This is a genomic window from Yinghuangia seranimata (assembly GCF_029953285.1).
GTDB classification, from domain to species: domain Bacteria; phylum Actinomycetota; class Actinomycetes; order Streptomycetales; family Streptomycetaceae; genus Yinghuangia; species Yinghuangia seranimata.
In genome coordinates this window covers 1-23,283 of record NZ_JASAOI010000065.1, presented here as the reverse complement: position 1 = coordinate 23,283, position 23,283 = coordinate 1, and the positions used below count along the sequence as shown (strand labels likewise).

Annotated in this window: 17 protein-coding genes; 8 read left to right on the top strand and 9 right to left on the bottom strand. The window is 73.3% G+C overall.

All coding sequences use genetic code 11. The features are described from left to right. Position 1: 1 nt before the first annotated feature. Both QI554_RS36465 and QI554_RS36460 read right to left on the bottom strand, forming a co-directional pair. A complete protein-coding gene (locus QI554_RS36465) occupies positions 2 to 661 on the bottom strand; it encodes a GntR family transcriptional regulator (protein ID WP_281473487.1) in 660 nt (219 codons plus the stop codon). Positions 662 to 848: 187 nt separating this feature from the next. Beyond that, positions 849 to 2,438, bottom strand: coding sequence for a class I adenylate-forming enzyme family protein (locus tag QI554_RS36460; RefSeq protein ID WP_281473485.1), 1,590 nt, complete (start codon positions 2,436 to 2,438; stop codon positions 849 to 851). A gap of 329 nt (positions 2,439 to 2,767) precedes the next feature. Here QI554_RS36460 and QI554_RS36455 point away from each other — a divergent pair, with 329 nt between their 5' ends. Together QI554_RS36455 and QI554_RS36450 are read left to right on the top strand one after the other, a co-directional pair. Then, positions 2,768 to 3,847 carry an ABC transporter permease gene (locus tag QI554_RS36455; RefSeq protein WP_281473484.1) on the top strand — a complete coding sequence of 360 codons (1,080 nt, stop codon included), beginning with the start codon at positions 2,768 to 2,770 and terminating at the stop codon, positions 3,845 to 3,847. A 245-nt stretch (positions 3,848 to 4,092) separates the two neighbouring features. Then, positions 4,093 to 4,776: an ABC transporter ATP-binding protein gene (locus QI554_RS36450; protein ID WP_281473506.1), complete on the top strand. Its 684-nt coding sequence runs from the start codon at positions 4,093 to 4,095 to the stop codon at positions 4,774 to 4,776. Between the two features lie 640 nt (positions 4,777 to 5,416). Here QI554_RS36450 and QI554_RS36445 read toward each other — a convergent pair. Further along, entirely contained in the window at positions 5,417 to 6,259 is an 843-nt protein-coding gene (locus QI554_RS36445; RefSeq protein ID WP_281473483.1) for a substrate-binding domain-containing protein, read from the bottom strand. A gap of 58 nt (positions 6,260 to 6,317) precedes the next feature. Here QI554_RS36445 and QI554_RS36440 point away from each other — a divergent pair, with 58 nt between their 5' ends. Then, a complete protein-coding gene (locus tag QI554_RS36440; RefSeq protein ID WP_281473481.1) occupies positions 6,318 to 6,743 on the top strand; it encodes a DUF5997 family protein in 426 nt (141 codons plus the stop codon). Positions 6,744 to 6,903: 160 nt separating this feature from the next. Further along, positions 6,904 to 7,203: a hypothetical protein gene (locus QI554_RS36435; RefSeq protein ID WP_281473479.1), complete on the top strand. Its 300-nt coding sequence runs from the start codon at positions 6,904 to 6,906 to the stop codon at positions 7,201 to 7,203. A 528-nt stretch (positions 7,204 to 7,731) separates the two neighbouring features. On the opposite strand, the gene QI554_RS36430 is transcribed toward QI554_RS36435, so the two are convergent. Then, positions 7,732 to 8,886, bottom strand: a complete 1,155-nt coding sequence (locus QI554_RS36430) for an MBL fold metallo-hydrolase (protein WP_281473477.1) — start codon at positions 8,884 to 8,886, stop codon at positions 7,732 to 7,734. Between the two features lie 177 nt (positions 8,887 to 9,063). Here QI554_RS36430 and QI554_RS36425 point away from each other — a divergent pair, with 177 nt between their 5' ends. Continuing rightward, positions 9,064 to 9,963 (top strand): acyl-CoA thioesterase domain-containing protein, encoded by a 900-nt coding sequence (locus QI554_RS36425; RefSeq protein ID WP_281473476.1) that lies wholly within the window; start codon positions 9,064 to 9,066, stop codon positions 9,961 to 9,963. Positions 9,964 to 10,022: 59 nt separating this feature from the next. On the opposite strand, the gene QI554_RS36420 is transcribed toward QI554_RS36425, so the two are convergent. Then, a complete protein-coding gene (locus QI554_RS36420; protein ID WP_281473475.1) occupies positions 10,023 to 11,993 on the bottom strand; it encodes a hypothetical protein in 1,971 nt (656 codons plus the stop codon). Between the two features lie 92 nt (positions 11,994 to 12,085). Continuing rightward, positions 12,086 to 14,125 carry a hypothetical protein gene (locus QI554_RS36415; RefSeq protein WP_281473474.1) on the bottom strand — a complete coding sequence of 680 codons (2,040 nt, stop codon included), beginning with the start codon at positions 14,123 to 14,125 and terminating at the stop codon, positions 12,086 to 12,088. Between the two features lie 347 nt (positions 14,126 to 14,472). Here QI554_RS36415 and QI554_RS36410 point away from each other — a divergent pair, with 347 nt between their 5' ends. Continuing rightward, positions 14,473 to 15,336 carry a hypothetical protein gene (locus tag QI554_RS36410; protein WP_281473473.1) on the top strand — a complete coding sequence of 288 codons (864 nt, stop codon included), beginning with the start codon at positions 14,473 to 14,475 and terminating at the stop codon, positions 15,334 to 15,336. Positions 15,337 to 15,392: 56 nt separating this feature from the next. On the opposite strand, the gene QI554_RS36405 is transcribed toward QI554_RS36410, so the two are convergent. Beyond that, positions 15,393 to 15,833 (bottom strand): Lrp/AsnC family transcriptional regulator, encoded by a 441-nt coding sequence (locus QI554_RS36405; RefSeq protein WP_281473472.1) that lies wholly within the window; start codon positions 15,831 to 15,833, stop codon positions 15,393 to 15,395. A 175-nt stretch (positions 15,834 to 16,008) separates the two neighbouring features. Between QI554_RS36405 and QI554_RS36400 the strand changes: the two genes are divergently transcribed. Together QI554_RS36400 and QI554_RS36395 are read left to right on the top strand one after the other, a co-directional pair. Further along, the gene (locus QI554_RS36400; RefSeq protein WP_281473471.1) at positions 16,009 to 19,539 is read left to right on the top strand and encodes an indolepyruvate ferredoxin oxidoreductase family protein; all 3,531 of its coding nucleotides are present in this window, start codon (positions 16,009 to 16,011) and stop codon (positions 19,537 to 19,539) included. Positions 19,540 to 19,640: 101 nt separating this feature from the next. After that, positions 19,641 to 20,786, top strand: coding sequence for an acyl-CoA dehydrogenase family protein (locus QI554_RS36395; RefSeq protein ID WP_281473469.1), 1,146 nt, complete (start codon positions 19,641 to 19,643; stop codon positions 20,784 to 20,786). Between the two features lie 301 nt (positions 20,787 to 21,087). On the opposite strand, the gene QI554_RS36390 is transcribed toward QI554_RS36395, so the two are convergent. Beyond that, entirely contained in the window at positions 21,088 to 21,591 is a 504-nt protein-coding gene (locus tag QI554_RS36390) for a hypothetical protein (RefSeq protein WP_281473467.1), read from the bottom strand. Positions 21,592 to 21,852: 261 nt separating this feature from the next. After that, positions 21,853 to 23,283, bottom strand: a 1,431-nt coding sequence (locus QI554_RS36385; protein ID WP_281476543.1) for an alkaline phosphatase family protein, incomplete at its 5' end; no start/stop codon positions are given.

Below are 23,283 nucleotides of genomic sequence, written 5' to 3'. Positions count from 1 at the left end.
GTCAGCGCACCTCGCCGCGGATGATCTCGGGCAGCCGCCCGACGTGACGGTGGACGGCCGCGACGGCCGCGTCGGCGTCGCCGCCGCGCAATGCCTCGAGGATCTCGGCGTGGTCGGTGAGCGACCGTGCGACCCGCTCGGCACCCGCGTGCATGACGGCGACGACCATCCGCACCTGGCGGTCGCGGAGCTGGTCGTAGAGCCGGGCCAGGATCTCGTTGCCGGCGCTGCGCACGATCGCGGCGTGGAAGCACCGGTCGGTGACGGCCGCCTCGGCGAACTCGCCGGCGGCGACCTGCGCGCGCTGCTGGTCGAGCAGTTCGGTCAGCCGGGCGATGAGTTCGGGCGACGCGGGGACGGCCTTGCGTGCCGCGTGCGCCTCCACGAGCTGCCGGGTCTCGACGACGTCCGCCACCTCCTGCGCGGACACCGGCAGGACGAGCGCGCCCTTCTTCGGGTACAGCCGCAGCAGCCCCTCGGCCTCGAGCCGCAGCAGCGCCTCGCGGACGGGCGTGCGCGACACCCCGGCGGCCTCGGCGAGCTCGCCCTCGGTGAGCAGCGTGCCGCCCTCGTAGCGGCGTTCGAGGACGCCGAGCTTGACGTGCTGGTACACGCGGTCGGCGGCGGGCGGTGGTTTGGCGGGGGACGGGACGGCGGCCATGCGCACAAGATAGATACAACATGGATGCGTGGGGAGGGTCGTCCATACTGCGGACGCACCAAGGGATTTGCCGCCCGGCAAACGCCAACAAAACGGACGAAACAACCATGCGAAAAGGGCGGCCGGACCCTCAGGCCCGACCGCCCCCGCTACCTCACACCCCCGTCACACCCGCATCGGACGCGGCTCAGACCGCCGGCTGCGCGTCCGCCATCTCCCGCAGCTCCTTCTTCAGAATCTTGTCGAGCGTCCCGGTCGGGAACGCGTCGACGAAGTACACCGCCCGCGGCACCTTGAAGTCCGACAGCTTGGCGCGGCACAGCTCCACGACCGCCTTCTCCAGCTCGGCCGCCTCCGGCGCCGCCGCGTTGCGGATCACGAACGCCACGACCACCTCGTCCAGGAAGTCGTGCTTCTTGCCGACGACCGCCACCGAGCCGACCCCGGGCACGGTGAGGATCAGGTCCTCGACCTCGCGCGCCGACACGTTCTCGCCGCCGACCTTCAGCAGGTCCTTGTCGCGCTCCCGGTAGAAGACGTTGCCGCCCTCGCCCAGCGCCACCATGTCGCCGGTCTTGAACCAGTCGCCCTCGAACGCCTTCTCGGTCGCCTCGGCGTTGCCGTAGTACTCCAGGAAGAACTGCACGCCGCGCTCGCCGTGCAGCCACAGCTCGCCCTGCTCGCCGACGCCGCACTCCTCGCCGGTGTCGCGGTCGACGATCTTGAACCCGTAGCCCGGCGCCGGCCGGCCCATCGACTTGGCCGGCAGGTGCTCGGACGGCTTGCCGGTGATGGCGTGGATGACCGTCTCGGTCATGCCGTACGCGCCGTACACCTTCAGCCCGAGCATCTTGTCCAGCATGGTGTTGACCATCCCGAACACGCCCACCCGCAGCTTCGACTCGGGCCGGTCCTTGGCCGCGAGCGTGCCCATCGCGAAGGGCATCAGCGAGATGTGCGTGATCCCGTTGCGGACCACGACGTCCCAGAAGCGGCTCGTCGACCACTTCGGCATGAGCACCGCGGTCGCGCCGACGCCCAGCACCGAGAACATCGACCAGCTCTGCGCGTTGACGTGGAACAGCGGCAGGTAGATCAGGTAGCGGTCGTCCGGCCCCAGGTCGATGCTGCGCGGCCCGGAGCGGCTGGCCCACACGGCGTTGGCGTGCGTGTGCACGACGCCCTTGGGGCGGCTGGTGGTGCCGGACGTGAACATGATCCCGAACGGCAGCAGCGGCTCGATCGGGCGGCCGGGGTACGCGTCGGCGTCGCCGTACAGCTCGGCGAACGGCACGGCGCCCTCGGGCAGCGCGGCCGCGTCGTCCGCCCCGATGACCGCCGTCCAGCGCAGGTCGGCGCCCGACTCGGCGATCAGGTCGAGGAAGCGCGGCTGCGTGATCGCGGTGGTGCAGTGCGTGTGCTCGGCGAAGTACGCCAGCTCGCTCGCGGTCGCGTGCGTGTTGGTGGTCACCGCGACGGCGCCGACGGTGGCGCAGGCCAGCCAGGCGACGAGCATCTCGGGGCAGTTGTCGGCGTGCACGAGGACCTTGTCCTCGCGGCCGACGCCGCGTGCGTGCAGGCCCGCCGCGACGCGCAGCGTGTCGGCGAGCAGCTCGGCGTACGTCCAGGTGCGCCGCTCGCCCTCGGCCGGCTCCCATACGAGCGCCGGGTGCTCGGGCCGGTGCTCGGCCCAGTGCCGCAGCAGCCAGGGGATGTCCTGTCCGTGGACCTGGTGGCCCCAGTTACCGGAGGTGAGCCCGTTGAGTGCGGCCGCCATCGCGTTCCCCTCGACATTCCGCGCGCGCTGCGACGCGTGCGCGGGCGCTTTCGGGCGCACTCGCGTGCACCCCGCATCGCGGGAACGATAGGCGCCAGTTTTTGACAGTGTCAAGGATGTGGGCGGGAGGCGGACCGCACACGGGACACCGCCCGTATCCATCGAAAGTCGGAGAGGCGGCTGCACCGAAAGATCCCGCCGGCCCCAACCGCCGCGCGATGCCCCGGCACACCCGTGCACCGGAGAGTAGAGGACAACGGCGGCCGACCGGTCGCCGGGAACGTCCGGGCCCGGTCCCGCGGGCCCGGGCAGGCTTGAGGAGGGTGCGCGTGTTCGTCGCGTTGCGGGATCTGCGGTCGGCCCGAGGGCGGTTCGCGCTCATGACCGTCGTCGTGGTGCTCATCACGACGCTGGTCGTGCTGCTGTCGGGGCTCACCGCGGGCCTCGGCCGCGAGAACACCTCCGCCGTCGACGGGCTCCACGCCGACAAGCTGGCGTTCTCCGCCTCCGCGGGCGTGTCCTTCTCCTCCTCCACCGTCAAGGAGGACGCCTGGAAGGGATGGGCCGCGCAGCCCGGCGTGCGCGACGCGTCCCCCCTCGGCATCGCGATGACCCGGCTCGGCGCCGGCGAGCGCACGGCCGGAGGCGCCGCCTTCGGCATCGACCCGGCGGGGCCGCTCGCGCCCGGCGGGGCCCGGCCGACACCCGGCGGCGTCGTCCTGTCCCAGGACCTCGCCGACGAGCTCCACGTACGCGCGGGCGACACCGTCGCACTCGGCCCGGCCGGGAACATGCGCGTCGACGCCGTCGTCCCCGGCGCGTCGTACAGCCACGCGCCCGTCGTCTGGACGACCCTCGACGACTGGCAGCCCCTCACCCCGGGCCCGCGCGCGTCGGGCGCGAAGCAGGCCACCGTCGTCGCGCTCGACCTCGGCAAGGGCGCCGACATCGGCGCGGGCGACGCGGCCCTGCACACCGAGACCGTCTCCAAGGCGGACGCCCGCAAGGGCATCGGCTCCTACACCTCGGAGAACGGCTCGCTGCAGCTGATGCGCGGCTTCCTCTTCGTCATCTCGGCACTGGTGGTCGGCGCGTTCTTCACCGTTTGGACGGTGCAGCGTTCCGGCGACATCGCCGTCCTCAAGGCCCTCGGCGCCTCGACCGGCTACCTGCTGCGCGACGCGCTCGGCCAGGCCCTCGTCGTCCTCACCGCGGGGACGGCACTCGGCACCGCCATCGCCGCGGCGGCGGGACGGGTCGCCGAAGGGACCGTGCCGTTCGTCCTGGACGCCGGGACGACCGTGCTGCCAGCCGCCGTCATGGTCGTCCTCGGCCTGGTGGGCGCCGCACTCGCGGTACGCCGTGTCACCGCCGTCGACCCGCTGACCGCACTGGGGAGCGCCCGATGAACGAGGTGGAGCGGATGGAGCGTGCGGAGCGGGTGGACGGGCTGGACGGGGTGGAGCGGGCGAAGCAGGAGGAGCAGGTGGGCAGCGTGGACCGGGTGAACATCATGAGCCAGACGCACCAGGTAAGCCGGGAGAGCCAGGCGAACCAGGCGAACCAGGGGAGCCAGGAGAGCCAGGAGAGCCAGGCGAGCCAGGCGAACCAGGGGAGCCAGAGGATCCAGGGGAGCCAGGACGACCGTGCGGGCCTGCGCCTCACCAACGTCACCCTCACCTACCCCGACGGCGACCGGCGGCTGACCGCCCTCGACCGCGTCTCCGTCACCGTCGCGGGCGGCGAACTGGCCGCCGTCGTCGGGCCGTCCGGATCCGGGAAGTCCAGCCTGCTGGCCGTCGCCGCGACGCTGGTGACGCCGGACTCGGGCACCGTCGAGATCGCGGGGGCACCCGTAGACGGCCTGAAGCCGGGTCGGCGGGCCGAACTGCGCCGCACCCGGCTGGGCATCGTCTTCCAACAGCCCAACCTGCTGCCGTCGCTCACCGCCCTGGAGCAACTCCAGGTGATGGCCCACCTGGACGGCCGCTCACCCCGCGCCGCGGCCGCCAAGGCCCGCGAACTCCTGGACGCCGTAGGCCTGTCGGAGCAGGCGCGACGACGCCCGCACCAGCTGTCCGGCGGCCAGAGGCAGCGCATCAACATCGCCCGGGCACTGATGAACGACCCCGCCGTCCTGCTCGTCGACGAGCCGACCAGCGCCCTCGACCACGAACGCGGAGCAGCGGTAGTGGAGTTGCTCGCCCGCCTCACACGGGAGCGCGGGACGGCGACCGTGATGGTGACCCACGACCGCAGCCAACTGGTCTACGCCGACGCGGCGTACGCCATGACCGACGGCCGCCTGGCGGTCCTGAACGAGGCCGCGGCCGCCTGAGCTCGGTCGGGCCCGCCGGCCGCCCGGCGGTGCGGCGAACGGGCTTCGCGGAACCGGCGCGTCCGCGCCGCCGGCCGGGGCCTTGGCCGGCACGTCCGGCCGGTGCCCGGGCACGTACAGGTGCGACCTGGGCGCCGGGCCGACGGGCGAGGTCATCCGCGAAACCCCCCTGGCCTCAGGCGGGTTCGGCACGGGCGAAGCCGACCGGGACCGGGCGGTCGGTGACGATGCGGGTGTCGAGGAACTCCCACCAGTCGTCCTGGCTGACCCGTTCGTCCTCCCAGGTGCTGCCGGCCTTCAGGTTCGCGAGCGCCGAGCGGTAGGCGCCCCAGGCCGCTCGTCCTCGAACGCCGCCCAGCTCTCCAGGACGTAGACCTCGCCGATCACGCTGTAGTACCAGCGCACTTCGCGCCCCATGGGGAGGTCCTGAACCAGCGCTCGCGCTCCTCGAGCCAGGACCAGAAGGCCTTCTGGTTGCGCCGGGCCCGTTCCGTCATCCGCATGCGGTACACGAGGTAGTTCACCGGCCGGCCTCCGTCGCGACGAGGGTGTTCCGCCGCTCGCATGCTACGCCGCGAAACGGTGTTTCTCGATATGGAACAGGCTTGCGGCGTGGAGGAGTCGGTGACCGGTCACGCCCCTACGACCGGCGGCGCGGCTTCCCGCGCTTCGGCGCCGCCTTCGCGCCGCCCGAGCCCGAGCGTCCACCACCCTTGCCGGACGATCCCGCGCCCGGCTTGCGGCCCGCCGAGCTCTTACCCGAGCCCGACCCGGATCCCGAGCGCGCTCCCGAACCCGCCCCCGACCGCTGCCCCGCCCCGGACGACGCCCGGCCCGCGCCGCCCTTGTCCTTCGCCTGCGGCGCCGTCGCCTGCCGGCCGCGCGAGCTGTTGACCGTCCGTCCGCGCACGATCCCGATGAACTCCTCCACCAGGTCCGTCGTCTTCGCCTCCGGCCAGGACAGCGCCACACGCGAAGCGGGCGCGTCGAGCACCGGCCGGTAGGTCAGGTCCTTACGGTGGTGCAGCCGGGCCAGCGACTGCGGCACGACCAGCACGCCGACCCCCGCCGCGACCAGCTCGACCGCGTCGGCCGTCGTCGCCGGACGCTCGACCGCGGGTCGACCAGGCGGCTCGTCCCACCCGAGCGTGTCGTCGAGGGGGTGCAGCACGAGCTCGTCGGAGAGGTCGTTCGTCGTCACCTCGTCGACGGCCGTCACGACGTGGTCCTTCGGAACGATGACCACGGTCGTCTCCGTGTACAGCGGGATCGCGCTCAGATCGGTGCCGTCCACCGGCAGCCGCAGCAGCGCCGCGTCGGCGCCCCCGCCGCGCAGCGTCGCCATCGCGTCGCCGGGCTCGACGGCGACCAGGTCGAGCGGGACGTCCGGCAGGCGCTCGTGCCAGACCCGAGCCCATTTCGCGGGCGTCACGCCAGGGACGTACGCGAGCCGGAAGGACGAGGGGGCATCCGCGCTGATCACCCCGCCAGGCTACCGGCCAGGATCAGAGGTGCCGCGCACGCTCGATACCCTTGACCCCATGACGTCGCACAAGACCGCCCAGACGATGAAGCCCGCGACCGCGGCGAAGAAGCTGGGCGTGTACCTCGAGGCCACCCCCGCCGAGTTCCAGGAGGGTGTCGTCACCCGCGACGAGCTCAACGCGCTCCAGACCGACCCCCCGCAGTGGCTCCGCGACCTCCGCCGCACCGGCCCCCACCCCCGCCCCGTCGTGGCCACCAAGCTCGGCATCTCCATCTCGGGCCTGGCCCGCGGCGGCGTCACCGAGGCTCTGACCAGCGACGAGATCGAAGCCATCAAGGCCGAAGACCCGGAATGGCTCCGCCGCGAACGCGAAACCCAGGCCGACGTCCGCCGCGAAACCGCCCGCCTGAAGGACCGCGACGCCGAACGCGCCGCGAAGCCCGAACGCGCCGCAAAGCCCAGCCGAGGCCGCCGCTCCTGACCGCGCGGCCTGACCTGACCACCTGACCGCGTGGTGGTGCGGGTGCCCGGCCACCCGGCCGGAGGCGACCGCGGCCCGGTGCCCCGAGACCGCGTGCCCGTCGGGGCTTCGCCCGGCTGCGTCAGCCGGGCCGTCCCCGGTGGGCACCAGAATCGCCGCCATGCCGCTCTGCGACCACCTCTCCGCCGTCGACGACCAGGCTGCCGTCGAGGTCCTCCAGACTCCGGGCGGCCCGGAGCAGGGGGACTTCGACGTGGTCCTCCTCAAGAACATCGACCCGGTCCTCGCGATCGCCCAGCTCGAAGCCGCCGTGACGGCTTGCGGCTACGAGGAGGCGAGCGCACGTCCTCGCTGCGGGCGGTTCCGGGCGTCGGTGCCTGACTGCGTGGGCGCGAGACGACCTGACCATGTGGCGGGCTGGCGACACGGTTCGCCGGCTGGTCGTGCCCCTGCGGCGTGACCGGTTCACCGTGTGACGGCTGGCCGCGTGGCGGACGGCCGACGGGGCCGGGGCAACTGCGTGCGCGTGCCCTCGCGGCGCGGCTGCGTGATCGGATGACGCCGATCCAGGTCGGCGCCTCCCGCCTCGCTCACCCGGCGTTCTCGCGGGTCGGCCCTTGCGGGACTGGCGAGGTCCGGGTTCCGGTGCTCCGGTCGGAGGTGGCTCGCCCGGCGCGTCCACGGGCCCGGCGGGTCCTGCGGTCTGCCTGGACGTTCACGTCGAGCCGTCCCGTGGTCTGCCCAGGCCCCGCCTGCCCAGCCCGTCGTGCGGTCTGCGTGAGCCTGTTTGTTCAGCCCGTCCGGTGGGCCTGCCTGAGCCTGCTCGGCGGGACCGCCCCGCAGCCTGCCGAAGGCCGTCCTTTCGGCCTGCCCCGCACTCTGCCAAGGCCTGCCTCTTTCGGCCCCCCGCGCCGTCCTGTCGCAGGCCGCCCTTTCGGTCGGTGCCGCGGGTCGCCCCTGGTCCCGCCAACCCCGTTCGGCCGGCTCGTCAGGCCGTCGTTCCCGCTGCCCTGTCCAAGGGGCTGGGCTCGGTGTCGGCGTCCACCGTGACGACCCTCCACCACGGCTGCTCCGGGAGCTTTTCCGCGCCCGGTTCGAAGGGCTCGCCGGGGCGGGGGAGGGCGATACGGGCTCCTGCGGTGCGGGCTGCGGCGAGCGTTCCTTCGCCGGGGGCCGCCCAGGGGTGGAGGGCCAGGTTGAAGGTCGCCCAGTGGATCGGGAGGAGAGGGCCCGCGTCCGGGCCGCCCTGGAGGTCGAGGTGGGTGCGGACGCCCTCGTCGGGGGTCATGTGGATGTCCGGCCAGTACTCGCTGTACGCGCCGATCTGGATCATCGTGGCGTCGAACGGCCCGTGAGCAGTCCCGATGTCCGCGAAGCCCGGGAAGTACCCGGTGTCGCCGCTGTGGAAGACGCGGTGCTCCGGGCCGCGGACGACCCATGAGGCCCACAGCGTGTGCTGGGGCCCGCGGAAGCCGCGGCCGCAGAAGTGGCGGGCGGGGGTGGCGGTCAGGGTGAGGCCTTCGACCGTCGTCGACTCGTGCCAGTCGAGCTCCCGCAGCCGGTCGGCCGGCACGCCCCAGTGCTCCAGGTGCGCGCCGACGCCCAGCGGGACGGCGAAGACGGTGTCGGTGCCGACCAGCTCCTTGATCGTGGGCATGTCGAGGTGGTCGTAGTGGTCGTGCGAGATCACCACGACGTCGACGGGCCCGAGCGCGGCGAGCGGCAGGGGCACCGGGTGCAGGCGGCGCGGGCCCACGAACGGGAACGGGGAGCAGCGTTCGCCCCACACCGGGTCGAACAGCACGCGGCGCCCGTCGAGCTCGGCGAGCACGCTGGAGTGGCCCGTCCAGGTCAGCCGCAGTCCGGTGGTCGGCGGCTTCGCGAGGTCGGCGTACGTCGTCGGGTGCACCGGCACCACGCCGGCGGGCGCGCGGTGGGCCCGGTCCTCGGCGCGGAAGTACGCCCGGGCGAACTCCCGCATCGAGCCGCTCGGCTCGGTGCGTGCCGGCACGGGGTTCTGGAACGACCCGTCGGCGAAGTTCGGCGAGCTGCGGATCCGGGCCAGCCGCGCGCCCGTCGGTTCCGCTCCGAAGGCGTCGGGTCGCAGCGCGCGGAGGCCGGAGGGGATCAGGGAACGTGGCACGGCGTCTCCCGGTGAGCGGTCTGTGCCCGCTGTGCGCGGACTTCTGACACTACCTGGCGCTGCGGGGCCGCCTGGTGTCCCAACAGGTGTCGGATGTGCTCGCCGTGTGCCGGATTCCGAGCGGCCCGTCCGGGGTCACCCCCCCACGCCCGGCGGCCTGCGTGGCACCATCGGTGGATGGACGCTACGGGGGAGCACGACACGGTGGCGGCGACGCCGCTCGGCGAGGTCCGCCTGCGGGGCGGGTCCGACGGTCGACTGACGGCCGAACTCGCGGAGTTCCACTGCATCAACGGGCGCGGCTTCGGCGGTTGGACGGCCTCCCTGGCGGCCGCCGCGGCGGCCAGGTCGGCGGGCGGCAAACAGCTGCGCAGCCTGCACACGGTGTTCTCGCGTGCCGCGGTTGCCGGCGAACTATCCTTTGACGTCGAGACGTTGGCCAACGGCCGGACGGCGTCCGCCTTCCAGGTGACGGTCCGCCAGGGTGGCGAGGCGGTGCTCGCCGCGTCGGCCTGGTTCGCCGACCCGGAGCTGTTCGGCGGGCCGGGCGCCGCCGACCCGGGCGCCGCCGGCGAGGCCGGGCTTCCGCTCGGGCCCGCGGCGTACCCGCGCCTGTCCTGGGTCGAGAAAGTCGCCGAGTGCCTGGGCGGGTTCGCCGAGTACGCCGTGGACTACGCCGAGACCTACGAGGAGTTCGAGGGCGCCTTCCGCGACGGCGGCGACTCGGTCGCGCTGTGGATCTGCCCCGCCGACCCCGACGTGCTCCGCCCCGACGCCCCCTCGACCCCCGGCCTCGCCGAACGCCTCACCGACATCATGCAGTTGGACGCGCACCTGATGGACGCCGCCCTCCGCGGCCGCCCCGGTGACGGCATGGTCAGCCTCGACCTGGCCGCGACGTGGTACGCCCCCGCCCGCGTCCCCGCGGCCACCCTCCTGGAAGCCCGCGGCCGAACCCAGGGCCTGCTCGCCTCCACGTGGGGCACGCTCACCGACGCGACCGGCGTGCTGAGGGCGAGCGGGACGAGCCAGTGCCGGGTGTACCCGGGGGCTGGGTCGCCGGGCGGTTCCGCCTGAGGGGCACACGGTCGGCACAGTTCAGGCATCGATGAAATGCCGGTCCCATCGTCGAATCCCTACGCGAACACCGCCCCCGCCGTGGCCAGCAGCTCAGGCAATGTGCCTGTGAACTCCGGCAACAGCCGCACCGCCACCGCCCAGGCGTCCGCGTCGTCCCCGACCGTCCCGCGTATGTGCTCGTCGACGACCGCGCGGGCCGCCGTGTGGCCGTCGGGGAAGACCGGTGCCAGCTGCTCGACGGCGGTGAGCAACTGATGGGCGGGGTGGGCACGTTCGACGAACTCGTGGAACGTCAGCACGCCCCGGGCCAGGGCGTCGACGTACCACCCGTGCTCCGTCCACGACCACGTCACCTCGACGGGGTGCCCGAGCGCGGCCACGGCGTGGGCGTGTGAGCGGCCCGCGAGCTCGGCGGCCAGGTCGGCGTCCGCCTTCGAGGCGGCCAGGCTGAGTTCGTCGGGGCAGTTCCCGTGCCGGACGAGGTGCGCCAAGACCTCGACCGGCAGCGGCCGTTCGGCGTGCGCCGCAATCGCCGCCGGCCAGAACGACGGGGGCGGGTACCGGCGTGCCGTGTCGGGCGAACGGCGCATCGCGGCGATCAGCTCCGCGGGGTCCTCGTGCCGACGCACCTCGGCCCGCAGCCGCGCCATGCCGCCCAGCCCACGCGGCACCTGGCGCAGCAACCGTCCGGCCTCGGTGTCCGGCGGCAACGCCCGCAGCAGCCGCGGGTCGAACAGCGCGCCGCGTCCCCAGGCCTCCCACAGGCCGAGCAGACCCCTCAGCACTCCCGCGGTGCCGAGGCTGTCGGCGCGTTGTTCGAGTGCGGTCCGGATGAACGACGCGTGATGCCCGTGGACGGCCTCCAGGCAGCCGTCGCCCAGCCGTAGGCGCAGCCACCCTCGGTTGTCGGCGGGCAGCCGCACACGCGGCTTGGCCTCCAGCCGCGTGGCCCGGAACACGGCGTGCTGGGTCTCTGCGTCCCGTCGGGCCGACAGCAGCGCGGCGTTCACCTGCGGGTCGTGCCTCGCGAGCAACTCACGCACGGCCGCCCTGTCGTGGTCCATGCGGTGCATGAGGTCCCACACGAGCGACGGCTCGCGGCGCAGCAGCGTGAAGGTGAGGTGGGTCGGCAGCATTTCGTGCACCGGGAGGAAATCGTCGAGCGCGCTGCGGGGCAGCACCGCGAGGACGGCGTCCGCCGCGTCGGGGGAGAGCCGCCCGATCAGGCCGAGCGGGGTCAGGGAGTTCCATCGGTGAAAGTCTGAGGGGCTGTTGACAGTGTTCACACGCGGATCGCCGGTTGCCGTAGCGGCACGACGGGTGTCGTACGCCAGCCGCGCGGTCGCGTTGCCCGCGGCGGCGCATAGCTCAGGGAACGTGCCCGGGTAGCCCGGGGCGTGCCGGATCAGCCAGGCCCAGGCGTCGGCGTCGGGGCCGGGCAGCAGTTGGGCCGCCTCGTCGAGGACGCGTCCGAACGGTGCGAACGGCTGGTCGTAGATGCTCGGCCGCGTGTGCCGCGCCACGGTGCTGAGCGCGTGCCAGCCGGGCCGGCCCTCGAACGCGACCTGGCGCGGCGTCACGGACCCGCGCTGCACGGCGATCAGGAACGCGGACGGCGAGTCCGGCCGGGGATGGTGCGCGAACCTGCCCTCCGGCACGAGCGCGAGCGCCGCCGAACCGGGGCAGTCCGCGCGGGCGACGAGCGCGCGGACGACGTCCTTGGGCAGTGCCGTGCGACCGTGCTCACGGACGATCAGGTCCCACTCGGCACCCGAGACCTGCGGCAGGTCGTGAACCGACGCCTGCACACGCGGAGTTCGCAGCCACGGCACCAGCCCCGTCCCGCGCGTGCGCGGAGCGGCGACGGCCTGGCCGGACGACCGCAGATCGGGAACGTCCGGCGGACGAGGCTCCTGGGGCACGGCCTCGGGGCCGAGCCGCTCCCGCACACGCGCGGCGGTCGCGGGCGAGGCGTACCGCAGCAGGAACGCACCTGCCGAGACCGAGCTGTTCACCGGAGCCGCCATCCCGTCGACGCTACTGCCCGGCGGCGCACGAGACGGCGCCGACGCCCGACCGCGACCCGTGAGACGCGTTACTCAGCCGCGTCTCAGCCGGATCAGGACCTCGCCGCGGAGGCCGCCGTCGCGAACAGTTCCGGCAGCGTGCCGACGAACTCCGGCAGCAGCATCACCGCCACGGCCCACGCCTCCGCGTCGTCGCCCAGCGCGGCGCGCGCGTGCTCGGCGACGACGGCCTCCAAGGCCTCGGCGTAGGACTCCGGAAGCACGCCGGACAGCGCCCCCGTCGCCTCCACCGCCCGCGTCGCCGGATGGGCACGTTCGACGAACTCCCGGACGGAGACCACGTCGTCGGCCAGGGCATTGCCGATCCAGTCGCCGATCCCGCCGCGCCCGGCGTTGGCCCACCGCGGCGGCGGTCCGAGCGGTTCCGCGAGTGCGGCGAGCGCGTACTCCCGCGACCGGCCCGCGAGTTCGACTGCCAGGTCGCCGTCCGTCCGGACGGCGTCCCGGACGAGTTCCGCGGGACAGTCCGGGTGCCGGGCCAGGGCGGCGAGGAGGCGCCGGCGCAGCGGTTCGTCGGCGTGGGCCGTCACCGCCGCGGGCCAGAACGCCGCCGGGAGGTACCCGCCGGCCATCGCCGGGTGCTCGCGGACCGCGGCCACCAGGGCGTCCGGCTGTTCGAGGCGCTCCACCTCGGCCCGCAGCCGGGCCAGGCCGTCGGCTGCGTTGCAGGCCCAGTGCAAGGCCCGCCACGTGGCGGGGGTACCGCGCAGCAGCGACCGCAGCCGCGGGTCGAGCAGCGCGCCCCGGCCCTGCGCCTCCCACAGGCTGAGCAACCCCCTCAGCACGGCCGCAGGGCTCAGGTCGTGCGTACCGCGGCGCAGCACGGTGCGGAGGAACGCCACGTGGTGGCCGTACACCGCCTCCGGGCAGCCGTCCCGGTACTGCAAGTTCAGCCAGCCGCGGGAGTGCGGCGTCAGCCGCACGCGGGGCGACGCGTCACGTCGGGACGCGGCGAACACGGCGTGCCGTGTCGCGGCGTCCTTCGACTCGGCCAGCAGCGCGGCGTTGATGTGCCGGTCGTGCCTGGCGAGTAGCACGGCCTCCGTGTCCCGGTCGGGGATCATGCGGCGGACGAGGCCGCGCGCGTCGAGCTCCGGGTCCCGCATCAGCGTGAGGACGAGGTGGCCGGGCAGCGGTTCGTTCACCCGCCTGAGCTGGGCGCACACGTCGGACGGCAGGACCGCAAGCACGGCGGCCGCGTCCTCCGGCGGAAGGCGGCCCAGCAGCCCCAGCGGGGACATGCGGCCCCAGCGCTGCGGGTTGCGGCGCGGGTCGGCGGGGTCCGGCGGATCGGACCACACGAGGGACGCGCCGTCGACAGCCCCCGCGTCGGCCCTACCGGGGTCGGCGGCCCGTGCGGCCTCCGCGCACAACTCGGGGAACGTCCCCGGGTAGTTCGGCGCGTGGCGCACCAGCCACGCCCATGCCGCAGGGTCGGGGCCCGGCAGCATCCGCGCCGCTTCGTCCACGATGCGGTCGAGCGGTGCGAAGCGGGGCTGGTCGTACGCGGGGCGCGCGACCCTTGCCACGGTGCCGAGCGCACGCCACGCGGGCCTGCCCTCGAAGGCGAGTTGACGGGCGGTCAGGAGGCGCCGGTCCAAAGCGACGCTGAACGCCCTGCCATGACGTGCCGTGACGCTGAACGGCGACTCGGTGGCCAGCACGAGGACGGCGTCCCGCGGGCAGTCGGGGTGCACGACCAGCTGGCGGGCGACCTCGTCGTCGAACGCGCTGCGCAGGTGTTCCTCGGCGACCAAGTCCCAGTCGGCGCGGGCGTATCCGTCGAGCGCCGTGCTGTCCACCCGCCCCTTGGGGTTCCGCAGGCGCACGGCCAACGGGGTACCGTCCGGATCCGGCCCCACCGCCCCGCCCGACACCGCCGCCGCCCCGTCCGACGCCGCCGCCGCGCTGCGCGCGGAGGCCCCGCCGGAGGAACCGTCGGCCCCGGACCCGGCCTCAGCGGCACCGACCGACAACCCGAGCCGGACACGGGCCCGTTCAGCCGTCGCCGCGTCCGCGTGCCCGAGCAGCAGCTCCGCCACGGACACCGGACCGCCCCCGTCGATCTTCACCCGAACGACGGTACCGGCCATGCCACGGCCGCCGCCGGACCCGGCGGCACCGCCGACCAGGCGCGGGGCGGGTGCGTGCCGATCACGCGGCGGTGCCGCGGCTTGCGGCCGACCATGGAAGCAGGGCCGTTCGCGATGTCGACGGCAGCTGTTTCACGGTTCGGTCCGGTCAGCGGATCCCGTGCCCGCCGCCGGTCGCCGTGGCGCGCGTCGGCGCGATACCGCATCCCGCCGGCTCGCGTTGTTCGCGTTCGACCAATCTCCTTTGGCTCTCGCCTAGTTCGTCCCGAATCCCTACCCTGGATCGGGCGCTGGGGGCCGGGGCGCGCCGCTCGCCGGGGGGTGCCGTGTCGAGGTTGGTCGGGGAACTCGCTCTCGTGCTGGCCGGGTGGATCGCGGCCGGGTGTGTCGTGTTGGTGCTGCTCTACGGGTTGGTCAGGCTGCGCGGCCGCGCCGACGGGCCGGCCGTCGCGCCCGAGGCGGTGCTCGGGCTGGACGTCCTGCACGCCGCAGGGATCGTCGGCGGAACGCCGCTCGTCGACCGGGTCGCCGTCTGCCTGCTGGACCGCGACCAGCTCGTGCACCTGTCCCGCGACGGGACGTTGACCGCGACCGTCGCCGCCACCCGAACCCCGCCCGGACACCCGGTCTGCGCGGCGCTGCTGGACGCCGTCGAACGCGCCGGGGGCGGCTGCCGGTTCGGCAAGGCCGTCGCGGCGCCGGGCTACCGGCGGGCGCGGGCCCGGCACGAGGCCGGGCTCAAGCGCCGGTTCCGCGGCAACGGTTGGACGGCGGTCGCGTCCGGCGGAGTTGTGTTCGGTGCGGTCGCGGGCGCGATGGCGCACGGCGTACGGGTGTTCCTCGCGGACGGGCCCGAGGCCGGAACCTCCGTGCCTTTTGTCGCGGGCCTGGCGGCGTGGAATGTCGTCGCGCTTGCGGCCGGCCTGGGTGTGCTCTCACGCGTATCGGCCCGCCTGCCGCGGGGGATGGCGCGCGGGATGCCGCCCGAGGTGACGGTGTGGGCGGTGCGTACCGTCGAAGCCGAGGCGTCGTTCGAACTCGATGAACTGGCACCGGGGTTCCGGCTGGGCCGGAAACCGGGCGGGCACCGTGCCGCGGTACGGGGGCCGGTCGCCGACATCGACCTGACGTGCGGCGGGGGAGGCCCCGCGACGACCCGGCGCCCACGCGGCCGGGGCAAGCACGCGTGACCGGTCACGCCCGCTCCGTCGCGCCACCGGTCACATGCGGCCCGTTGACGCGGCGCTCACGCCTCCCGCGACCACGACCCGAGCACCATCAGCGTCTTCGTCCCCGTCACGTTCCCCGACCGCCGCAGAGTGTCGATGACCTCCTGAAGGTGGGCGATGTCGCGCACCCGCACCTGGATGAGCGCGTCCGGGTCGCCCGCGATCGTGAAGACCGCCTGGACCTCCGGCACGCCGGTGGTCGTGCGCATGATCTCCTGCACGGTCGTGCTTCCCGCGTAGCGCAGCTCGGTGAAGGCCTCGATGCCCCAGCCGAGCTTCGCGTGGTCGACCTGCACGGTGAACCCGGTGATGACACCGATGTCACGCAGCCGATCGACGCGCCGCTTCACAGCCGCGACGGACAGGCCCACCTCGGTGGCCATCTCGGAGAAGGTGCGGCGGCCGTCCTCGCGCAGCAGGCGCAGCAGCTCGTGGTCGGTGGCGTCGACGTCGGCCATGGCGGGACACCTCGTTTTTCGGGGGTCAGGGTGCAAATAATTGATGATATCCCGCGCAGCCTGTTGAGATCTTTGCGTCTTTGTGGCGATTTCCCGCGAGGTACTTGCGTGGCATCGGGCTCGGTTGGTGTCCTAGCGCCGACCCACCCCGCCCGTTTCTCCGCCGGAGGACCCCGTGCGCATCGACCGCTCCGCCGTGTCGCTGGACGACAAGTACACGGCCGCCGACGGCCGTGTGCTGATCTCCGGCATCCAGGCCCTCGTCCGGCTCACCCTGGAGCAGCGCCGCCTCGACACCGCACGAGGCCTGGACACGCGTGTGTACGTGTCCGGCTACCAGGGCTCCCCGCTCGGCGGCGTCGACCTCGAGATGGGCCGTGCCGCCAAGCACCTCGACCCGGCCGGCGTGGTCTTCCAGGCCGGCCTCAACGAGGAGCTCGCCGCCACCGCCGTCGCGGGCACGCAGCTGCTCGACCAGGTCCCGGGCCGCCGCCACGACGGCGTCGTCGGCTTCTGGTACGGCAAGAACCCCGGCCTGGACCGCGCCGCCGACGCGATCCGGCACGCGATGCTGGCCGGCACCGCCCCGCTCGGCGGCGCGGTGGCGTGGATCGGCGACGACCCGGGCAGCAAGTCCTCCACCGTCCCGAGCTCGTGCGAGCCCATGGCGGCGAGCCTGGCGATGCCGCTGCTCGCCCCCGGCTCGGTGGCCGAGATCATCGAGTACGGCCTGCACGCCGTCGGGATGTCCCGCGCCAGCGGCCTGTGGACCGGCCTCAAGATCGTCGCGGACATCGCGGACGCGTCCGGCACCGTCGAGCTCAGCGGCCTGTCCCGCGACGTCCCCGAGCCGGCCCGCACCCCGCGCGGCCCCGCCCCCACGCTGGTCGGCCCCGCGTCGCTCGACGCCGAGTACGACATGCTGACCCGCCGCCTGGACAGGGCGCGCGCGTACGCCGCCACCGTCGGCCTCAACCGCGTCACGTTCACCACGCCCGGCGCGAAGCTGGGCATCCTGGCCTCCGGCACGCAGTACGCCGTCGTCCAGCGCGCGCTGCACAACCTCGGCATCGGCGAGGCCGAGCTGGCCGCGCTCGGGCTGCGCCTGATCAAGCTCGGCATGCCGTTCCCGCTGGCCGACGCCGAGCTCGCCGGGCTGACCGAGGGCCTCGACGAGGTGCTGGTCGTCGAGGACAAGGTCGGCTTCCTCGAGGGCCGCCTCAAGGAGGCGCTGTACCGGCGCCCCGACGCCCCGCGCGTCGTCGGCCGCCGCGACGAGGGCGGCCGCGTGCTGCTGACCCAGCGCGGCACCCTCGGCGCCGAGGACGTCGCCATCGCGCTCGCCTCCCGCATCGGCGCCGACCGCCTCCCGCACACCGCCGCCGCCCACGTCGAGGCCGTGACGCCCAAGCCCAAGCGGCCCGCGCGCATCGCGCTGCCGATGGCCGCGCCGCGCACGCCGTACTTCTGCTCCGGCTGCCCGCACAACACCTCGACCCGCACCTCCGACGACACCCTCGTCGGCGTCGGCATCGGCTGCCACGCGATGATCGCGCTGGACGGCAAGGGCCGCGGCAACCGCGTCGGCCTCACCCAGATGGGCGGCGAGGGCACGCAGTGGTTCGGCCTCGCGCCGTTCACCGCCGACAAGCACTTCGTGCAGAACCTCGGCGACGGCACCTTCCACCACTCCGGCTCGCTCGCGGTCCGCGCCGCCGTAGCCGCGGGCGTCACCATGACGTACAAGCTGCTCTACAACGACGCCGTCGCCATGACCGGCGGCCAGCGCCCCGAAGGCAAGCTGAACATCCCGGACCTGACCCGCTGGATGGCCATCGAGGGCGTGCGCCGCGTCGTCATCACCACCGATGAGCCCGCCGCCTACCGGGGCATCGCGCTCGACCCCGTCGCGACCGTCCGGCACCGCGACGACCTCGCCGACGTGGAACGCGAACTGGCCGGTGTCGAAGGCGTCACCGTCCTCATCCACGACGACCGCTGCGCCGCCGAGGAGCGCCGCCTGCGCAAGCGCGGCGAACTCCCCACGCCCGCCGAGAAGGTCGTCGTCAACGAGCGCGTCTGCGAGGGCTGCGGCGACTGCGGCGACAAGTCCACGTGCCTGTCGGTGCAGCCCGTGGACACCGAGTTCGGCCGCAAGACGCGCATCCACCAGGCTTCCTGCAACAGCGACTTCAGCTGCCTCAAGGGCGACTGCCCGTCGTTCCTCCTCGTCGAGCCCGGCACCCGCAAGCGCCGCGAGGTCCCCGCGCTGCCCGTCGAACTCGCTCAGCCCGCACAGCGCTTCGCGTACGACGACGAGATCCTGGTCCGCATGCCCGGCATCGGCGGCACCGGCGTCGTGACCGTCTCGGCCATCCTCCAGATGGCCGCGCACCTCGACGGGCTGCACACCGCGGGCCTCGACCAGACCGGCCTCGCGCAGAAGGGCGGACCGGTCGTCAGCGACCTGCGCATCGGCCGCAAGCCCGTCGACGGCGCGCTGCGCGCCTCGCGCGGCACCGCCGACGTCCTGCTCGGCTTCGACCTGCTCGGCGCCGCCGCGGACGGCAACCTGTCCACCGTGCGCGCCGGACACACCGTCGCCATCGTCAACACCGCGATCGTGCCGACCGCCGCCATGGTCACCAACCAGCTCGCGGTGCCCGACTCGCCGGACGACTGCGTCGCCCGCATCGAGACCGCCACCCGCGCCACCGGTGCGCTGTCCGCGGACAACCGCTACCTCGACGCCCTCGCCCTCTCGCAGGCCCTGTTCGACGACCACATGCCCGCCAACATGCTGCTCATCGGCGCCGCGTTCCAGCACGGCTGCCTGCCGGTCAGCGCGGAGGCCGTCGAACAAGCCATCCGCCTCAACCGGGCCGCCGTCGACAAGAACCTCGCCGCGTTCCACTGGGGCCGCGCCGCCGTCCAGGACCCCGAGGCCGTGCGCGCCGCCGTCGCCGCACCGGTCCGCGCGACCGTCGAGGTCGACCCCGAGTCCTACGCGCTCGCCGACCGATCCGCCCTCGGCGAGGCCCTGCGCGACGTGCTCGCCACCCGCATCGCCGATCTCACCGGGTTCCAGAACGGCACCTACGCCCGCAGCTACGCCGAGGACGTCCGCCGCGTCACCGCCGCCGCGGCCGCACGCGTCGGCACCGAGGCCGGCGAGCGCATCGGCGTCGCCTACGCCAAGGGCCTGCACAAGCTCATGGCCTACAAGGACGAGTACGAAGTCGCCCGCCTCCACCTCGACACCGTCGAAAAGGCCCGGCGCGAGGACGAGTTCGGCGCGGACGCGGACGTCTCCGTACTCCTCCACCCGCCCGCGCTGCGCGCCCTCGGCATGAAGCGCAAGATCCGGCTGCGCCGCACCGCCGTCCCCGCGTTCCGCGCCCTGCACGCCGCACGCGGCCTGCGCGGCACCCGGTTCGACGTGTTCGGCTATGCCAAGGTCCGCCGCGTCGAGCGCGAACTCGTCGCCGAGTACCGGACGATGATGCGGGACGCACTGTCCGCGCTCCGCGACGACACCGTCGGCGCCGTCACCGACTTCGCCGAACTGCCCGACCTGGTGCGCGGATACGAGGACATCAAGCTCGCCCGCGTCGACGAGTACCGCGCACGCGCCGCGGCCGCGCTCGCCGAACTGGCCGAACCCGCCTCCCGTCGCGCAACGGTCGCCGCGAACCCGACGGCCTGAAATCATCGAGCCCGGGACGGCGACCCCGTCCCGGGCTCATTCGTGCGCCAACCGCTCCCGCCGGGCCACCCGCCCGGCCCACGCTCCGAGGAGACCCCTCAGTGGCCGTCGTCGACCGCCTCCTGCCCACCGAGGAATCCCGCGACCTGCTCGCCCTCACCCAGGCGATCGCGGACAAGGAACTCGCCCCCATCGCGGCCCGGCACGAACGCGAAGAGACCTACCCGGAAGGGCTGTTCACGCTGCTCGGCCAGACCGGCCTGCTCGGCCTGCCCTACCCCGAGGAATACGGGGGCGGCGGCCAGCCCTACGAGGTCTACCTCCAGGTCGTCGAGGAACTCGCCGCCCGCTGGGCGGCGATCGCCGTCGCGACCAGCGTCCACACCCTCGCGTGCTTCCCGCTCTACACGTACGGCACCCAGGACCAGCGCGAACGCTGGCTGCCGCGCATGCTCGAGGGCGAGTGGATCGGCGGCTACAGCCTGTCCGAACCGCACGCCGGCTCCGACGCCGCCGCGCTCACCTGCAAGGCCAACAAGACCTCCGACGGCTACGAGATCGTCGGCACCAAGGCGTGGATCACCCACGGCGGCAAGGCCGACTTCTACTCGCTGTTCGCACGCACCGGCGAAGGCAGCCGCGGCATCTCGTGCTTCCTCGCCCCGGGCAGCCACGACAACCTGACCTTCGGCCGGCCCGAGGACAAGATGGGCCTGCACGCGGTCCCGACGACCACCGCGCACTACGACGGCGTCCCCCTCGACGAGGACCGCCTCATCGGCGACGAGGGCCAGGGCCTCTCCATCGCCTTCAGCGCCCTCGACTCCGGCCGCCTCGGCATCGCCGCCTGTGCCACCGGCCTCGCCCAGGCCGCGCTCGACGTCGCCGTCGACTACGCCAACCAGCGCACCACCTTCGGCCGCCGCATCGTCGACCACCAGGGCCTCGGCTTCCTCCTCGCCGACATGGCCGCCGCCGTCGACTCCGCCCGCGCCACCTACCTCGACGCCGCCCGCCGCCGCGACGCCGGCCGCCCCTACAGCCGCCACGCCTCCGTCGCCAAACTCGTCGCCACCGACGCCGCCATGAAGGTCACCACCGACGCCGTCCAGGTCCTCGGCGGCGCCGGCTACACCCGCGAGTTCCCGGTGGAGCGCTACATGCGCGAAGCCAAGATCATGCAGATCTTCGAAGGCACCAACCAGATCCAACGCCTCGTCATCAGCCGCCAGTTCGCCAAGGCCTAGCCGCCACCACGCACTATTGTCCGATCATGCGCCCGCCCCTGTGGACGACTCCCGACGCCCACCCGGCAACCTTGCTACACATCGCAATGGGAACCGCGCCCGCGGTGACATAAACACACCGCGGGCGCGGCCCCCGCGCGACCCGAAGGCGCCCACGTCGGCGGCAGCGTCCTGCGACGAGTGTCCCCAACGCTCCTGCAGCGCTTCCTGGATGCGCCGAACGAGGACGGTATGCCGGTTCGGTCAGCAGCGGTTCGGTCAGCAGTCCGCCTCGGCGGCTGCGTCGTTGAGTCTGCCGAGCTCAGCCGCCCAGCCCCTTGAGCGCCGCCTCATATGCGCCGGCCTGTGTCGGCGAAAGCGTCTGCGTGATCCGGAGTAGGTACGACCCGCTGATGTAGTCGTACTCACGCATGACCGTGGCTTGGATGTCCTTGGTCAAGGCCTGGATGTAGTCGGCGCGGGCTTGGGCGCTCTTGTGGTCGGGCCACACCTCGACGCCTCCGCCGCGGGAGATGTCGCCCTTGGTGTCGAGGGCGTTGCTCAGGTCGACTCGGGTGTCGACGAACCCGACTTTCGACGTGTACTTCCCGGGGCGGCCGAGCTGGTGGTTCGGGTCGGTGTCCTCGTCGAACACTGTGACCTCGCCAAGGGGCAGGCCTGCTGCTTTGAGGGTGGAAGCGACCTGTGCGGCGGTCATCTTGCCGGGAGCTGCTGCGCTGCCGTGGCTGCCGCTGCTGCATCCGCCGGCCAGTAGCGCGGCGGCAGACGTGAGCGCGCCGATGCGCAGGGCTGTCCCCACAGCCATCACCCCCCACGGTGTAGGCGTCCGACCGTACTCCGGGCGGGTGGTGGCGAGGGCTGGGTTCCATGAAACCGATTCGTCGTGTGCGGACGGGAATACGTCGTCCCCTGCGGCTGCGGTCGCGGACCTGGGGTGAGGTAAACACATCGCGGGCGTGGCGTCCGCTGGTTAGGCTGATCATGGTTCAGGTGCGTAGCTGATCCTTACTTCCTTTCAAAGGGAATACGCGGGTTCGAATCCCGTCGCCGGCTTGGCCGGTGTCGTCTAGCGGCCTAGGACGTCTTCGGTGTGGATCGGCGGTTTTTGACCTCTGAACGACGACCACCGCGCGCCGCCCGGGCAAGGGGCGGCGATGGTGGCCGGGTCGCTGGTGCTCGGGCGGCCGTTTTCGACGTGGCCGGCGAGGCGGCGGGTGAAGGTGTCGTCCTGCCAGCAGGCGACGGTCAGGTCGTACCAGCCGTTGCTCTTGTTCAGGCGGGCGGTGTGGGTGGCGCGGGCGCCCGGGCGGAGGCGGTAGGAGTCGCGGTTGCCGCCCTGGTTGTTGTTGTCGCCCTGGCTGTTGTCGTTGCCGTTCCCGTTGCGGTGGCCGTAGGCGTCGGTGACGGTCAGGTCGATGGTGCGGGTGCTCTCGTTGACGAGGGTGACCTCGACCAGCTGGTGGTCGCCGTTGTGGCGGGCGGTCACGTCGGCGACGAGGACGCCGGCCTTGCCCTTGGCCTGGCGCATGAAGCCGTTGGGGCCGTGCACGCTGAAGTCGTAGAGGCCGTTCGGGTCCGCCGAGACGTCCCACGTGCCGGACAGCGTGCGCCGGGGCTCGACCGTGTAGGTCCACGGGCCGGCCGCGTGCGTCGTCGAGGTGACCAGGAACGTCGCGCCCGCCTGGCCGCGGTTGTCGAAGTCGAGGCGCAGGCGCCCGTCCGCGCCGGCGTGCGCGTCGGCCGCGAGGTCGTACGGCAGCGCGCGGGCCGGACGCAGGCCGCGCTCCTGCTTCGGCAGCGCGCCGACGGCCGGCGGCACCGGCACGAAGTCGGGGTGCCGGTCGTGGTCGGCCGGGACGTACGTCGACGTGCTGGGCAGCTTCGGCACCTTGTGCTCGGTGTGCCCGAAGTCGAACGCGTTGGTCAGGTCGCCGCACACCGCGCGCCGCCACGGCGAGATGTTGGGCTCCTGCACGCCGAACCGCTTCTCGATGAACCGCACGATCGAGGTGTGGTCGAACGTCTCGGAGCACACCCAGCCGCCCGTGCTCCACGGCGACACGACCAGCATCGGCACGCGCTGCCCGAGGCCGTACTGCCCGGCGATCGCGCCGCCCTGTCCGGCGTAGAACTCGCCGGTGGTGGCGACGGTGGACGCGCCCTGCTGCGGCGTCGCGGCGGCGAACGGCGGCACGACGTGGTCGAAGAAGCCGTCGTTCTCGTCGTACGTGATGAGCAGCGCGGTCTTGCTCCACACGTCGGGATTGGCGGTCAGCGCGTCGAGCACCTGAGCCGTGTACCAGGCACCCCAGTTGACCGGCCAGTTCGGGTGCTCGGTGAACGCCTCGGGCGCCACGATCCAGGAGACCTGCGGGAGCCGGTTCGCCTTGACGTCGGCGCGCAGGATGTCGAAGAAGCCTTCGCCGGCCTTGCTGTTGGTGCCGGTGCGGGCCTTGTCGTACAGCGGGTTGCCGGGGGCGGCGGTGCGGTACTGGTT

Coding starts and splice junctions, on each gene's coding strand:
- QI554_RS36465 (WP_281473487.1), bottom strand. CDS start 661: ATGGCCGCCGTCCCGTCCCCCGCCAAACCACCGCCCGCCGCCGACCGC.
- QI554_RS36460 (WP_281473485.1), bottom strand. CDS start 2,438: ATGGCGGCCGCACTCAACGGGCTCACCTCCGGTAACTGGGGCCACCAG.
- QI554_RS36440 (WP_281473481.1), top strand. CDS start 6,318: ATGACGTCGCACAAGACCGCCCAGACGATGAAGCCCGCGACCGCGGCG.
- QI554_RS36435 (WP_281473479.1), top strand. CDS start 6,904: ATGCCGCTCTGCGACCACCTCTCCGCCGTCGACGACCAGGCTGCCGTC.
- QI554_RS36425 (WP_281473476.1), top strand. CDS start 9,064: ATGGACGCTACGGGGGAGCACGACACGGTGGCGGCGACGCCGCTCGGC.
- QI554_RS36420 (WP_281473475.1), bottom strand. CDS start 11,993: ATGGCGGCTCCGGTGAACAGCTCGGTCTCGGCAGGTGCGTTCCTGCTG.
- QI554_RS36405 (WP_281473472.1), bottom strand. CDS start 15,833: ATGGCCGACGTCGACGCCACCGACCACGAGCTGCTGCGCCTGCTGCGC.
- QI554_RS36390 (WP_281473467.1), bottom strand. CDS start 21,591: ATGGCTGTGGGGACAGCCCTGCGCATCGGCGCGCTCACGTCTGCCGCC.